Source organism: Lysinibacillus sp. GW823-FHT06C08 (genome assembly GCF_058795135.1).
Map to the genome: position 1 here is coordinate 84,294 of NZ_JBXAHN010000004.1, position 13,348 is coordinate 97,641.

Genomic DNA, 13,348 nt, shown 5'->3' on the forward strand with positions numbered 1-13,348 from the left:
ACATATTTACTTCATATCAAAAAAATGAGTCACTTGGTTACGACCATTTTTTTTCGATGCATACAAGGCATCATCCGCATTTTTTAGCAATGTCGTACCAGTATCTTCTGATGTGACGGTTGCCATTCCAATACTTATCGTCACCTGACCAGCTGGCCAATGATCTAACGCAACTGTTTTTCTAATTTGCTCCCCTAACTCTTTTGCTGCGGCAATCTCAGTTTCCGGTAAAATCATGACAAATTCCTCACCACCATAACGAGCAACGGTATCTTCTTTACGCGCTCGTTGTGTTAATAGCTGTGCCAATTGAGCAAGAACATCGTCACCTACTTGATGTCCAAACGTATCATTAACTTTTTTAAAATGGTCAATATCAAGAATACATAGTGAGAAAGGCTTAGCTGATTCATAATAACTATTGAGCTGTTGTTCAAGTTTATCTTGAAAGAATCTTCTATTTTTCAAACCCGTAAGTTTGTCTGTCTCCGACAATTCAATTAAAGTAGCATTCACGGCTAATAATTTTGCCTGTTGTTGTTCGATTTCTACATGAATTTGCTCCAAATTGGCTAATGCCTGTTCTTTTTCTTGGTAGGCTGCCTCTAGCAGCTTTTTAGCTGAACGTAACTCTTGTTCATAATCAATACGCTTTTGCATTTTGACTAAAATACAATCAATTCGCTCTACCGTATCTTCCTTGTACAATCTAGCATTCATTAGAAATGGTATAGCCATCCCTTCCTTATGTTTGAGATGAATAAACAATTCCTCTACTTGCTGTTCTAAATTTATCATCGGATAAAAATACGAGTGAAAAATTAATTTATTAGCAGTAGATAGAAGTACCTCTAGATGTTGTTGCAGCAAATCTACCTGCTCAAAGCCTATCCAATTTAATAAGGTGTGATTGACCTCTGCAATTACTCCTTCGTGAGTGATGGAAAGAAAACCACATGGCGCATCATTAAGTCGTTGTTCCATTTACAATAATCCTTTCATTATTCTTCCCTACAAAAAACCCGTAATACACTGGATGGTTTCATTTGGGTGACTAATGTGAGGGTAATGTCCTTTCGCTTCCATTAAGCTAAAAGTACTGCCTTTAATATGTTTATGTAAATAATCTCCTACACTTATAGGCACAATACTGTCCTCAGAGCATTGGATAATTAAAACTGGGACTGTTACCTTTGATAATTCATTTCGATGATCCGATAAAAATGTTACCTCGGCAAATTCTCTCGCAATGACAGGATCTGCAGATTTAAATGTTTGTTTGAGCTCATCCGTTAATGCTGGATTTTCAGGATTGCTCATTGCGATAGGAGCCATATAACTTGCCCAACCAGCAAAGTTCATTTCCATCATATCTAATAATTCCGAAATATCACTACGCTCAAATCCACCCATATATTCACCATCATTTAAATAACACGGAGAAGGTCCAATCATAATCAATTTTTTAAAGTATTCAGGTCGTTTGATGGATGCAAGTAATCCAATCATAGAACTAATAGAATGCCCTACAAAAATACTTTGCTGTAATTTTAAAGATTCAATAACATCCAATAAATCTTGCACGTAGCCTTGCAAATTTTGATATTTCTCTGATGTATAGGCATTTTTATCTGAGCTTCCAGATCCGACATAATCGAATAATATAATTTTATATTTGTCCATAAATGCAGGCGTAATAAAACGCCACATGTTTTGATCACAGCCAAAACCATGTCCAAAAATAATCGGTTGATCTCCTTGTCCAATTACTTTCACATGATTACGAACAACAATATTTTCCATCCTGCTAACTCCTTTTTAGAAATATATGTAATAGTTTTATTGTGACCTTTGGTCCTGTAATTATCAAGATTAATTTCCACTTATAGATTGGACATGCTTTCACTATAAGAAGAGAGCAGCAATGCGTCCGCATACTGCTCATCTTATAGACTATAACCATTTGCTAATAGGCGGAATACTTTGCGGAAATTGAAATACATTAAATGGATCATATTTTGTTTTCACTTCTCTCAACCTTCTAAAATTACGACCATAATAGGCTGTTGGCCAATCTTGAATAAATCGATCGGGGAAATTGACATAATCGCCTGTGGTATATGGAGATAAAGCCCTCCGTATGTCCTCCACCCATTTTATATTTTGCCTTTCATCATCTGGGTTTTTCCAAGAGGTATTGTATTCTTGAGCCATTATGGCATTTCGGTAGAAATAGGCTGTGTGATTTGGAGCAATTTCACTGACGGCTCCTCTTAAGGATTGCTGCCAAATTGTCGTATTTGGATTAGGGGCATGCGTTAAAAATTCCTTCATTCTCTTAATGGCCTCAAAAGGAAGCGGTCTCTCAATAAAAGAACCTGATCTTTTATAGAGCATTGGTTGATTACCACTTGGTAGATCAAAAAATTCTACTGCCTTTATATAGGGTACTTCCTTTATCCATATATTTATTGGTGAACCTGCCTTTCTTAATGGTCGAAGAAGTTTTTTTAATTCCGCTGTGGAACCCACAAATTCTCCTTGAGATACGATCTCCCCAACTTCCTTCGTCTTTAATTCAATTTGTGATGTCAGACGACTATCAGTAAATGGAGCCCATTTTTGCCATGTATCAAAAGCAAGCTCAAAATCACTCCATCCCCATGTGATGGAAAAGAGCGAAACTTCACTGATAGCATGGAGCTTGAATGTTAATGAAGTGACAATACCGAAATTCCCACCACCGCCACCACAACTGGCCCAAAAAAGGTCATTATTGTGTTGCCTATTTGCTTGGATCATTTTGGCACCATCCTGTCCACTTGCAATCACTATCTCTATTTCGAGGAGATTATCACAAGTTAGCCCAAAAAGTCGTGACAGCATGCCAATCCCTCCACCAAGGGTTAAGCCAACTACGCCAACGCTACTTTCTGTACCAGCAGGTATCGTTACACCTTTTTCCCATAATTCTCTGTATACCTTTCCTAAATTGGCACCAGCCTCGATTTTGACCGACATGTCTTGGAGATTAATAGCGATATTATTCATGTCACTTATATCAATAACAAGACCCTTATTTAATAACGAAAAATTTTCATAGCTATGCCGGCCACTGCGAACCCTGAAAGGTTCATTGTTTTCCCTTGCCCATTTTATGGCATTGACCACATCTTTTGTTCTTTGACAAAATACAATTAAACTCGGATACTTGGAATTATTTAAATTATTATTCGTCCGCGCTTGTTCATAATTCGGATCTTCAGGAGTAACGATTCTACCTGTAAGCTTCGCTTTCTTCACCTTAAACCCCTTCCCCATCACATCTAATTTATGTCATATCCTATGCTAGGTATCCTAGGGAAAGAATTTGAAGCTTTAAGCTTTTGCATATCTCTTATAAAATACTCATTTCATCATTTGAATCATATGATGCAGTAATGAACTATCATTTAGGAGGTGTTCTATGATTATTCATGTAGTAAGTGCTGGGGAAACGCTTTGGTATATTGCCAATCGTTATGGGGTATCTGTGCAATCTATTACCCTGTTAAATGCGTTAGCTACACCAGATCAATTAGCCATCGGACAATCACTTGTTATCCCTTCATCGTATACCACTTATACCGTGAAAAGCGGAGATACATTATGGTCGATTGCCCAACAATTTGGCGTTCCGCTACAAGCAATCATTGCAGACAATCATCTAACGAACCCTGATATGTTAACACCTGGCACTAAATTAATTATTCCACCAGTCGTTCATATTGTGCAGCCTGGTGAAACTTTATGGCAAATAGCTCAAAATTATGATACGACCATCCAAGCAATTATTGCTGCAAATCATATTAACAACCCTAATATGATTTATGTTGGTGCTCAATTAATCATCCCTAGAAAATTACCACTTATCGAAGTAAATGCTTATTCTTACCAACCACCTGAGGAAGCAATTGATTCCATTAATGCTGTTGGTCATCTACTTACTTATTTTAGTCCTTTTGCTTATAAGATGAAGGAAGACGGTACATTACAGCCTATAAATGATGAAAAAATGATAGCAGCTGCACAGGCTAAAAACATCATTCCTATGTTAACACTCACTAATTTTACTTCAACAGAAGAAGGCTCTAATTTGGCACATGTTGTCTTGTCCAATGAAGAGTTGCGTGTCAAAGTCATGAATAATGTTTTACAGGTGATGCAAGAGAAGGGCTATCAAGTTTTGAATATTGATTTTGAAAATGTTTTGCCTGCTGATCGAGAAAATTACAATGCATTTATCCAATTAGCAGTGGATATGCTACATCCAAAGGGTTATCTCGTATCAACTGCACTCGCACCTAAAACCAGTGCAACGCAAGTTGGAACGTTATATGAAGCACATGATTACGAGGCACATGGTCGAATAGCAGATTTTGTAGTTTTGATGACGTATGAATGGGGATATCGTTTTGGATCTCCTCAAGCCATTTCCCCCATTAATGAGATGAGAAGAGTTGTTGAATATGCACTTACAGAAATGCCTGCGGATAAAATTTTATTAGGCTTTGAGCTCTATGCCCGTGATTGGTTATTACCTCATGTCAAAGGTCAAGAAGCCGAGACATTTAGTCCACAGGAGGCTCTTAATCGAGCCATTAAATATGGTGCCACCATCCAATATGACCAAACAGCGCAATCCCCATTTTATCGTTATGTCGATGAACAAGGAAGAAATCATGAGGTATGGTTTGAAGATGCGAGAAGTGCACAAGCTAAATTTGACATGGTCAAACAATACAATCTTCGAGGAATTAGTTATTGGGCTTTAGGTTTCCCATTCCCACAAAATTGGGTACTTTTAAATGAAAATTTTTCTATAAAAAAGCCTTAATTTTTTTATTGTGCACGCAACTAATAAAGATATGCTACATTTCCCGATTTTTTCCCATGATAAAAAACTCATTTCAGAGCCATATTAAGATATACCAATTTGAAAGGAGCAACTCACATGGGAAGAGACAATAAACAAGGTCAAAGTAACAATAAAGGTTCATTACCTCAAACGCCAAAAAACCAGAAAATCGCCCCTAATAAGATTAGTGAGGAATTTTCTCAAGAGTTCATGGAGCTGATAAATACAGTAACGCAAAAACAGCACAATAAGAAGCAAAAATAAGGGGGGCTTCAGTTGGATTTTCAACGTGCACATGAAATTGTCGCCTCACCGTTAGAATATGAAGTGAGCTATAATGGCGTTTCCGTTTGGATCGATAAAATCCATGCTGATGAGAAAACAGCGACTGTTCTCCTACGTCGTTCTTTAGGGGAAAGTTCAGATGTGGATATATCCGAACTTAAGGAAGAATATCTCGTTCACTAGAAAGGAAAGAACCTGCTTCATTTTTACCTAAGCAGGTTCTTTGCATTACTTTACATACTATAATGTTCTTTATATTGAAGCTGCGTTAAGACTTCATCTACATGGTGGTGCAAATCATGAAAGGTTTCCGAAATTTGCTGAGGTGAAATCGGTCTACTAAATAAATAACCTTGAATATAATCACATCCACCTTCCATCAGAAACGACAGCTGCTCAACCTCTTCGATGCCCTCCGCCACAACCTTCAAGCGTAAATGCTTCGCCATCGAAATAATCATCGACACAAGAGCCTCATCATTTGGATTATGTTGAACATTTCTCACAAAAGTACGGTCAATTTTTAGACAATCAATGGGAAAATCCTTTAAATAGGATAAAGATGAATATCCTGTTCCAAAATCATCGACTGCAATTTGAATACCTAGCGCCTTTAATTCATGCAGAAGCTGTGTCATTTGATCAATATTCATTGTCATACTTTCCGTAATTTCTAATTGCAAATAATGAGCATCTAATTTCGAACGCTGTAATATTTCACCCACCATTTCAACTAAATCCTGTTGAAATAATTGTCCAAGTGAAAGATTAACAGCCACTTTGATTGGAGGTAATCCTTGTTCTTCCCATTGTTTCGCTTGCTGACAGGCCGTTTCTAATATCCATTTGCCAAGAGGAATAATGAGACCACATTCTTCTGCAATCGGAATAAATATTTCAGGTGACACAAATCCTCGATTTGGATGTTGCCAGCGCACTAATGCTTCAACTGACTCAATCGCACCACTTTTTAAATTTACCTGTGGTTGATAATCTAAATAAAATTCGTTATTGGCTAACGCATTATGTAAATCTTGCTCTAACAATATACGTTCTGCTATTCCTTTAGACATGTATGGCTTATAGAAAAGAAATCTTTGTGGTATTTGTCTAGACTCTCGCATCGCTAATTGGGCATGCATCAATAGCTCTTCACCCGTCCATTTTTCCTCCTGTAAGGCTATTCCCATATTTAAATTGCCATTTAACGAAAATAATTGTACCTGTAAAGGTTTTTTCATAGCACTTTTTAAATTCAAACAAAATTGTAATAGCTCTTCAATTGTCTTTACATGATTAATATAAATGACAAATTGGCCCTCTTGTAGTTTGGTCGCAAAATAATGCGGTGGTAAGATCGTTTGTATACGTTCTGCCACTAGCTTCATCATTTTATTAGAATGACTAATCCCTATGGAAGAACGAATGGCTGCAAACCGATCAATTTCAATGGCAATGACTGCCTTTTGATGTCCATTTTCATGTAATTTTTCTTTTAATGTTTTAAGTAATAAATGCTCATTTGGTAATAGTGTAATATCGTCATGATAGGCTTGGAATTGTAGCTCCCGTTGTGATTGTTCAAGATCCTTCTTTATTTTTAAAAGTTGTTGAAATGGTTTTTCAACAGATGTATAATAAATAGCCTTTAAGAAAAAGTAAAATGCTAAAAATTGATAGATAAGGGCGGAGAAATCCCATATCGCATGCGTATCTTGGCTTATAATGAAAAACGTATCACTTACAATGAGCGAGATAGCTGCACTGATGAGCCACATGGAACGCTTTGGCATTTTCTTCAAAAATCTACTAATAATGTTTATCGTTATCAGTTGAAGAACAATAGAAAATAGGTGTACGATATTATCAATATGATCTATCCATTGCACTGGCAATAATTTTGGTGAGATATATACTAGGAGAATACTTGCTATAACAAAAAGTAGAGAACCACTATAACTAAGGATTCGATGCTTCATTGTTAATTGTTTTTTAGGGTATAAAATAATGAATAAAAAGCCGAGTGATAAGTAAAAACGTATTAATATATGTAAAGTATCCTCCATAAAGGCCCATCTGATGGAATGATTATGGCTAAAAAATAAACTGACTAATTCAAGTAATGCTAAAATAAAAAACACATTTCCTATGTATAAAGTTTGATTTGATAGTAAGTGGGAAAAAACTAAATACGATTGTATGGCAATTGCCATCGTAAATACAATAATTAATACTTGTATAATCAATTTTAAATTTGTATAAATTTCACCTTGAAAAACACCGTATATTTGATTGCTAAAACTTAATAATGGTATCACCAGCAGTAATGGTAATACCATGTACCAAACCTCTTTTTTATCGATCTGATTAAACCATTTGCCCAACACAAACCCTCCATACTACTATGTAAAAAAATCGCTAGGTATTTTTAACTATCACAATTGAATAATTTATGTAAAATTGTATTTTTCTTTGACTACTTACAAATCATAACACTTTTATCGTAATTTGTATGCATTCAAGTGAAGTATGCTAATATTCATTTTATTACAATATTAGCATACTTTTGATATATTATTGCTTTTTTCTCACTTCAAAATCCTTATTTCTTAACTTCTTAATGATTCTTTGCCTTCTTTTTTTACTGGCTTCTACTGAAAAACCTAGTAGATTAGCGATGTCTTGATCACTGAGATCTTCTACATAATATAGGTATAAAATGCTCCTTTCTACCTGTTTAAACTGGCACATCAAACCTTCTAGAAAGTTGGAACTTTGTGGATAGTTATATTCCTCCCGCTCAAGCTCATTACGAAGAAAATCAAGGGTTTCATCATCCACTATTGCTATTTTCTCTACATAGTTTTTTTCCTTTATTAATTCATTTAATAGTTCTCCTTTTATTGCGGAATAAATATAACCAGATAATTGTCCTTTTGATGGATCTGCCTTTAGCCATGCCTTCCAAACAGCAATAGCCGCTACTTGACGATAATAATCATAATCTTTATAAATTCTCAAACTTGTAAGAATAGAGCTAATCATCGGTTGCACGCTTTCCAAGACTTCCTCAAATGATTGGGTAGTTGTGAGCTTTCGATTGTTACGAAGGGTCACTTGTCTCTTCCTATCGACTATGCACAGTCTAATATTCCTAGGTGACATTATCTTAAACTGGATATTTCTCGAAATCGAATGTTCACTTTTATCATTTAATCGCTTAATATGGTTCAAATTCCTCTCAGTATTCATCATAATTACAGCTTATTTTTGTAAATTTGATATATTTTCTTTGGCATTTCGTACATATTAAAACGATACTTGGACAAATTACTAGTAAGGAGGCGAAATAGATGAATTTTCAAATTAGAGATGCGATTACAGCCAATGTACACGGTCAATCTGCAGCAGAAATTAAAGACATTGTTGAAGATGCCATTAGCCGTGGAGAAGAGCATTTACTGCCAGGACTTGGGGTATTTTTTGAAAAATGGTGGAAGCAATCAAGCTCCACTGAACAGGAAGCATTCGTTCAAAAGTTAGAAAAAGCATTTGCAAACTGATTTTTTATAAGCAATGCATTCCATTTCCAATAAATGCATGATAATGTTTTACTTATCAGAAAATTTGGAGGGATTGGAATGACTGTTGCAGTAGAATTAATTATCAATCAACTCAAACAGGTATTATTAGAAGAACAAGTGTCAACAAACGAAACGGTACGACAGCTACATGGTAAGGATGAATCCCATCATCCGATGAGCTTACCTGATATCGTTGTTTTTCCCCGTTCCACCGCTGATGTCAGTGCCATCTTAAAAGTCGCGCATGCACAACGTGTTCCAGTTGTACCATTCGGTGTTGGCTCAAGTCTTGAAGGAAATGCAATTCCCATAGCAAATGGTATTTCAATTGATTTCTCTGAAATGAATGCTATTTTAGAAGTTAGACCTGAAGACCTTCTTGTAAAAGTACAGCCAGGCGTCACACGTTCACAATTGAATAAAGAATTAAAAAAGCATGGGCTACAATTTACAGTGGACCCGGGTGCAGATGCCACACTAGGTGGTATGGCAGCTACTAATGCTAGCGGCACTACTGCAGTTCGCTACGGTGTGATGCGGGATCAAGTTCGCGATTTAGAAGTAGTACTGGCAGACGGCTCTGTCATCCATACAGGAAATTTGGCAGCGAAGTCCTCATCTGGCTATCATTTAAACGGTTTATTCGTTGGCTCAGAAGGTACGCTTGGTTGCTTTACAGAACTTACACTGAAAGTATATGGAATACCTGAATTTGTGACCGCAGGGCGGGCTGTCTTTAATACAGTCGGTGATGCTGTCAGTTCCGTCACAGCATTATTACAAACAGGAATATCAGTTGGTCGGGTGGAATTGGTCGATGAGGCCTCCATTCAACAAGCCAATATTTATAATGACACTGCCTTTAGCGAAAAGCCGACACTCTTTTTAGAGTTCCATGGAAATGAAGCAGGTATGCATGCAGACATAGCATTTGCTACAGAAATTTTTGAGGACTTTCATTGCCTATCTGTTGAGTTTGAACACGATAATGCTGGACGTAATAAGCTTTGGGAAGCACGCCATTCATTGGCCTATGCTTATATGCATGCTCATCCTGGTAAAAAGCTTATGTCGACAGATGTTTGTGTTCCTATTTCCATGCTTGCAGAAACTATTTTATATGCTAGGGAGCAACTAAATACTGTTGGACTAGCAGGAGGAATTGTCGGGCATGTAGGAGACGGTAACTTCCATGCGCTGTTAATGTTAAATCCCGATGATGCGGAGGAGCAGGCAACAGCCGATCGCTTCAACGAGCACATCGTTCAATATGCTCTACTTCGTGGAGGCACATGTACAGGAGAACACGGTGTTGGAATTGGCAAGATGAGATATCAGGCAACTGAACACGGTAGCTCCCTTGCTGTCATGAAAAGTATTAAGATAGCACTTGACCCCCTTAACATCATGAATCCAGGGAAAATTTTCTCCCTATAGCCATAAGAAACCGCTGATTCCAATAATCAGCGGTTTTTATTTATAAATCATAACGGAAGCTCTTTACTAATATATCTCCCTTATAAAATTCCTTCGACTCGTCTCTTACAAAACCTAATGATAAATAAAGATTAATGGCAGCCTGCATAATATCTCCTGAATGCAAATATAGGGCTTGATCCTGTCTCTTTCTTGCAAAGGAAAAGCTTTCCTGTAATAATTTCTTGGCCACTCCCTGCCCTCTCCCTTTTGGATGGACCCCCAATAAACGCACGATGGTCGATTGAATATTAAGCTCAGGCAGCCCATATGCTTTCTCCGCATCGGTAAATAATTGTAGTCCTCCTAAAATCTCATCCCCTCGCTTTGCAACTAGTATCGTTTCGGCGTTTGGATTGCCAACGGATGCTCGAATATCATTTAAATACGAAGCCCAGTTCTCTGGGTCCTTATAATCCTTTTCATATTGCCCATAGCTTTCTACTAAAACCTCAAGATAATTTGCATAATCTTCCTCTTGTAAATGTTCAATAACAATTTCCGCTATTGTCATATATTATCCCCTTTCTACTATAAGCCACTTTTACTATAGGCCGTTACTCTTTTTTCAATACGATGTGAGATCCATTCTGTAATAATTGAAATCCCCCAATAAATGATACCAACCGCAATGAAAGCCTCTAAAAACTTCAAGTTCACAGAAGCAACAATGTTCGCCACTCCTGTCAATTCTTTAATCGACAGAAAAAAGGCTAATGATGTAGCATGTAAAAAACCAATAAAGACATTCGTAAAGTTAGGAATGGACTTACCAAATGCTTGGGGTAAAATATAACGTCGCATTGCTTGTGTAAAGGTTAAACCTATTGCATACGCCGCTTCCAATTGCCCTTTCGGTACACTTAAAATACCAGAACGAATAATTTCCGATGCATAAGCACCTGCACTGAATGTTAGTGCAAGTATGACAAAAAATAATATTGGAATGGAGCTGGATTGAAATGATAAGTGGAAAATATTGGACACAACATCGACTAGCATGGGTAATCCAAAATAAACAAGCATGATATGCATTATAATAGGTGTGCCTCTGAAAAAGGAAACATAAAAATTTAAGAAGGGTGTCAAAAATATTATTTGTTTTATCCGCACAAAGGCTATAAGTATTCCTATTACAATACCTAATAAAACAGGTGTAAATGTCATGAATAGAGTTAGCGGTATTACTCTACTAATTTCTCGTAAAGCCACCAACACAAATGCAATATCAATGGTCATAGTACTTCCCCCTAATGAGTGGCAACTTCTTTTGGCATATAGCGGTTGAAATAACGTTCATTGAATTTGAATATTTTTTCAAGAATTATGACAATCGCAAAGTAAACGATCGATAATGCCACATATATTTCAAATGCCCGAGTTGTGGACGCGATTAAAGCTTCTCCACGCCCAACCATATCCATTACACCTATGGAAAAAGCGAGTGATGTATCTTTTAACGAACTAATCATTGTGTTCGCTATATTTGGAAAAGCAACGCGGATTGCTTGTGGGAAAACAATTCGCAGAAAAGCCTGAGGACCGCTTAATCCCACACAATAGGCTGCCTCCATTTGCCCGCGGTCAACAGTTAATATAGCTGCACGAAATATTTCAGCAAAGGCTGCCGCATTGCTCAAAGTATACGTAATAATGACAAAATACATCGCATCCATTCGAGTAACATCAATATGAATGAGCTTGAGGAGTGCTGGTACACCATAAAATACTAAAAACAACTGCACTAAAATGGGTGTGCCACGAATAAATGAAATATAAATTGTAATAAGTTGCTTTAATCCCGCTACGTTTAGAAGCTTTGGTATAGCTAGCATAATTCCAAGCACCATACCAAAAAGTATGGAGAACACTAGTATTTCAGCTGTTACTGGTAAATACTGAAGCAATGTCGGAAGTACTTTCGCAATAAGTACGAAATCAAAATTATTATCCATACTTCTTTCTTCCTTTCCTGATTGTTAGAAGTCTACTGTGTAATCATCTCCTAACCATTTCTTACTTAGATCGCTAATCACTCCCTCTTTCTTTAGCTCAACAATGGCCTCATCTAGACGCTCTTGTAACTTCACTTCATCCTTATTTAATAAGAAATAAACCTTCGAATTTAATAATGCATCCCCAACGACCTTTTGCTGTGCCTCATTGCTTTCGTTATAGTATTTCACCGCAAAGGGTGTCGTAATAATGGCATCAATACGGCCACTTGCCAGTTGATTATTCACATCGACTGAACCTGAAGAATAAACGATATTTGCGCCTAAATGATGGTCCTTATTATATTTTTCAATAAAGACAGCGGAGTTACTTGTTGGCGAAACGCTAACATTCTTTCCTTTCAAATCTTCAATAGATTGAATCTCATTATTCTTTTCATTAACGGTCACCTTTAATGGGAAAACGTTATAGGGTTCTTTATTAAATAAAAATTTTTCTTCTCGTTCACTATTAACTTCCATTTGATGGGCAATAAAATCTATTTTTCTTGTTTCTAAACTTAGTAATAAATTTGAAAATTCCATTGTTTTCAATTCGAATTCATATTCAGGTAGCTTTTCATCGATTGCTCGAACTAGTTCTACATCATAGCCAGTTAAGTTTCCTTTTTCATCTATAAAACAAATATTTGGAAATTGTGTACCTGTACCGACAATAATTTTTTGGACATCTTTCCCACCTTGTGCTGTTTTTTGTTCATTTGAACCTCCGTCCGATATTTCTGAACTCGCACATGCTGTTAATAGCGTCATCAGTAAAAGTAACAGCAAAAACAATATTTTTTTCATATATTTCCCTCTCCTTCTTCTATATATGTGAGGGTAAGCCCACGGCAAGTGCATTCTTTACATGCTCTAATCCAATTTCTGTTATGGCTCTATAGACACCACTTTCACTCGAGCCAATTTCCACAATCGGCACATAACGAACGCCATATTTTAAGTCAAGAATGTCTCTAAATGTATCATTATTAGTTACATCGACTGTTTTATAAGGAATATGCTGTTCATGTAAATACGCTTTTATATCATCACAATAGCTACATCCCTGCTTCGACCAAACAATGATATCTCTTGTCACTGTCATTAAT

The 13,348-nt window shown here is 36.7% G+C and carries 15 protein-coding genes; 5 read left to right on the top strand and 10 right to left on the bottom strand.

Annotated features, from left to right (window positions below; all coding sequences use genetic code 11):
- Positions 1-6: 6 nt before the first annotated feature.
- From AC1Q6O_RS12090 to AC1Q6O_RS12100, 3 genes are all read right to left on the bottom strand, one after another.
- The gene (locus AC1Q6O_RS12090; RefSeq protein WP_008179216.1) at positions 7-984 is read right to left on the bottom strand and encodes a sensor domain-containing diguanylate cyclase; all 978 of its coding nucleotides are present in this window, start codon (positions 982-984) and stop codon (positions 7-9) included.
- A gap of 27 nt (positions 985-1,011) precedes the next feature.
- Positions 1,012-1,803, bottom strand: coding sequence for an alpha/beta fold hydrolase (locus AC1Q6O_RS12095; RefSeq protein WP_090002306.1), 792 nt, complete (start codon positions 1,801-1,803; stop codon positions 1,012-1,014).
- Positions 1,804-1,953: 150 nt separating this feature from the next.
- Entirely contained in the window at positions 1,954-3,303 is a 1,350-nt protein-coding gene (locus tag AC1Q6O_RS12100) for an FAD-binding oxidoreductase (protein WP_090002308.1), read from the bottom strand.
- Positions 3,304-3,466: 163 nt separating this feature from the next.
- On the opposite strand from AC1Q6O_RS12100, the gene AC1Q6O_RS12105 reads away from it, so the two are divergent.
- The 3 genes from AC1Q6O_RS12105 (at position 3,467) to AC1Q6O_RS12115 (ending at position 5,365) form a co-directional block, all read left to right on the top strand.
- Positions 3,467-4,876 carry a glycoside hydrolase family 18 protein gene (locus AC1Q6O_RS12105; protein ID WP_089985724.1) on the top strand — a complete coding sequence of 470 codons (1,410 nt, stop codon included), beginning with the start codon at positions 3,467-3,469 and terminating at the stop codon, positions 4,874-4,876.
- Between the two features lie 117 nt (positions 4,877-4,993).
- The gene (locus tag AC1Q6O_RS12110; RefSeq protein WP_107922400.1) at positions 4,994-5,161 is read left to right on the top strand and encodes a YfhD family protein; all 168 of its coding nucleotides are present in this window, start codon (positions 4,994-4,996) and stop codon (positions 5,159-5,161) included.
- 12 nt (positions 5,162-5,173) lie between these two features.
- The gene (locus AC1Q6O_RS12115; protein ID WP_089985723.1) at positions 5,174-5,365 is read left to right on the top strand and encodes an H-type small acid-soluble spore protein; all 192 of its coding nucleotides are present in this window, start codon (positions 5,174-5,176) and stop codon (positions 5,363-5,365) included.
- Between the two features lie 50 nt (positions 5,366-5,415).
- Here AC1Q6O_RS12115 and AC1Q6O_RS12120 read toward each other — a convergent pair whose 3' ends face one another.
- Together AC1Q6O_RS12120 and AC1Q6O_RS12125 are read right to left on the bottom strand one after the other, a co-directional pair.
- Complete coding sequence (locus AC1Q6O_RS12120; protein ID WP_255319015.1) at positions 5,416-7,566, bottom strand: bifunctional diguanylate cyclase/phosphodiesterase; 2,151 nt, start codon at positions 7,564-7,566, stop codon at positions 5,416-5,418.
- 190 nt (positions 7,567-7,756) lie between these two features.
- Positions 7,757-8,347 carry an RNA polymerase sigma factor gene (locus AC1Q6O_RS12125; protein WP_170844094.1) on the bottom strand — a complete coding sequence of 197 codons (591 nt, stop codon included), beginning with the start codon at positions 8,345-8,347 and terminating at the stop codon, positions 7,757-7,759.
- Between the two features lie 188 nt (positions 8,348-8,535).
- Between AC1Q6O_RS12125 and sspI the strand changes: the two genes are divergently transcribed.
- A complete protein-coding gene (sspI, locus tag AC1Q6O_RS12130) occupies positions 8,536-8,745 on the top strand; it encodes a small acid-soluble spore protein SspI (protein ID WP_008179231.1) in 210 nt (69 codons plus the stop codon).
- A 78-nt stretch (positions 8,746-8,823) separates the two neighbouring features.
- Entirely contained in the window at positions 8,824-10,203 is a 1,380-nt protein-coding gene (locus tag AC1Q6O_RS12135; protein ID WP_090002310.1) for an FAD-binding oxidoreductase, read from the top strand.
- 40 nt (positions 10,204-10,243) lie between these two features.
- Here the strand turns inward: AC1Q6O_RS12135 and AC1Q6O_RS12140 are convergent, their stop codons facing one another.
- The 5 genes from AC1Q6O_RS12140 to AC1Q6O_RS12160 are packed head-to-tail and all read right to left on the bottom strand — an operon-like array spanning position 10,244 to position 13,344.
- Complete coding sequence (locus tag AC1Q6O_RS12140) at positions 10,244-10,756, bottom strand: GNAT family N-acetyltransferase (RefSeq protein WP_025114512.1); 513 nt, start codon at positions 10,754-10,756, stop codon at positions 10,244-10,246.
- Between the two features lie 17 nt (positions 10,757-10,773).
- Positions 10,774-11,481 carry an amino acid ABC transporter permease gene (locus tag AC1Q6O_RS12145; RefSeq protein ID WP_090002312.1) on the bottom strand — a complete coding sequence of 236 codons (708 nt, stop codon included), beginning with the start codon at positions 11,479-11,481 and terminating at the stop codon, positions 10,774-10,776.
- An 11-nt stretch (positions 11,482-11,492) separates the two neighbouring features.
- Positions 11,493-12,197, bottom strand: a complete 705-nt coding sequence (locus tag AC1Q6O_RS12150) for an amino acid ABC transporter permease (RefSeq protein ID WP_090002314.1) — start codon at positions 12,195-12,197, stop codon at positions 11,493-11,495.
- 24 nt (positions 12,198-12,221) lie between these two features.
- On the bottom strand, positions 12,222-13,046 hold the full coding sequence (locus AC1Q6O_RS12155) for a transporter substrate-binding domain-containing protein (RefSeq protein WP_090002316.1): 825 nt from the start codon (positions 13,044-13,046) through the stop codon (positions 12,222-12,224).
- A gap of 19 nt (positions 13,047-13,065) precedes the next feature.
- On the bottom strand, positions 13,066-13,344 hold the full coding sequence (locus AC1Q6O_RS12160) for a glutaredoxin family protein (RefSeq protein WP_008179243.1): 279 nt from the start codon (positions 13,342-13,344) through the stop codon (positions 13,066-13,068).
- Between the last annotated feature and the right edge of the window lie 4 nt (positions 13,345-13,348).